Annotated in this window: 1 pseudogene; it reads right to left on the bottom strand. The window is 55.5% G+C overall.

Annotation, left to right across the window (positions count from 1 at the left end):
* Window positions 1-1,445, bottom strand: a pseudogene (locus H6F43_RS22885) (alpha-mannosidase); the annotation flags it as partial.
* Window positions 1,446-1,544: the final 99 nt, after the last annotated feature.

Here is a 1,544-nt window from a genome sequence, read left to right as displayed (position 1 = left end):
GCTGTTGTAAATTCTACTTCTGGGAAAAAGGGCGATCGCTGCCATCGTCTCGCCAATTCCAGCATGTCGCGTGTGGGTCCGCCTCCGTGATCGCCCACGCCCGGAAGCCAGAGGGATTGAGGCATCCCCGTTTTGTTTTCCCACTCGCACGCATAGGTCGCCATTTTGATGGGGTCGATGCCTTCGCCGATCGGAGCCGACATTACACCCAACACCTGACTCTGATCCGGAGCCTGCCACTGAAAAATCTCATGAGGAAACTGCGTCGTATCGTTCCAGCGAAGCTTCTGCGTCACAAAATACTCAATGCCGCCCTGCTTGAGAAACTGCGGCAGTTGCCAGTTGAAACCAAAGGTATCGGGAAGCCACGCGATCCGATTAATGTCGCCAAATTTTTCTTGAAAATAGCGCTGACCGTAGAGAATATGACGAACGATCGCCTCTCCCCCAATCAAATTCAACTCTGGCTCTACCCAAAGCCCACCAACAGGCTCCCATGTTCCTGCTGCAACTTGCTGGCGAATCCGTTCAAACAAGTCCGGGCGATTCTGCTCGATCCATTCGTACAGCGCAGGGGTGGAGTGACAAAACGTTAGCTCCGGAAAATCCTGTTGTAGACTTAGCACCGATTCAAACGTGCGCTCTGCGGCTTGCCACGTTTCATCAACGGTCCACAGCCACGCCATATCCAAGTGAGCATGACCGATTAGCTGAATTTGGCGCTGCTTAACTGGCTCGGCTAACGGTAGAAGCTGCTGGCGCAATTGCGCCAGATTGTGATCAAATGCTGCCCGATCGCTCTGCATCGCCCAATCGATTTGTCCGATCGCCTCTGCCAGCGTATCCAACTGCTCAGGACTCAGCGCTTGCAGGTAGGTGTGCAGCACTGCCAACTCATCTGCCACAAAGCTCGGCTCCGGGAAGCCGTCCAGCGACTCGTACAGGCAAGTCGATCGCACCAGCGCGCCATCGTCGTGACCCGGACTGACGAGACGGAGCACGATCGCAATCTCTTCTCCCGGAGCAACCGCATCACTTAGCAGCAACCGCGTCGAGCAGTCGAACAGATCGCCTTCCTGCACTAATTGCCCGTTGACAAAAATCTGCGCCTCGATTGCCCACCACATTAGCGCCAGTCGCAAACACAGCCCTTGCAGCGGGTAGCCCTCCAGCGTTTGCGGCACCACGATCGCCTGCCCAAACCATCGCACCTGCTCTCCCTTCGACCACGCAACATGCTCTTTTGCATTCAGGTCTGCGATCGTCCAGGTGTGCCATTCAGACAACGCTTGGGCAGTTGGTAAGTCTCCATCCCAACAGCGCCAAGTGGTTTGAACGCTACGTTGGGTCAAAGCACGCAGCCGATCGAGGGCAGACGAAATGAAATCAGAGGCAGACGTTGAGTAGCTCAAGGTGGCTTCGGAGAAACAGACGGCACCCTTCATAATAAAGGGACGACGAGTTCCAAGTGAGCATGATGGTCACGACTTCCACCGCTGCTGTAGATGACTACGACTACGACGCCGATCCGCTGCCGCCAGAGT

It is taken from the genome of Leptolyngbya sp. FACHB-36, assembly GCF_014695955.1.
Classification (GTDB): domain Bacteria; phylum Cyanobacteriota; class Cyanobacteriia; order Leptolyngbyales; family Leptolyngbyaceae; genus FACHB-36.
This window is presented reverse-complemented; position numbering and strand designations above follow the sequence as displayed.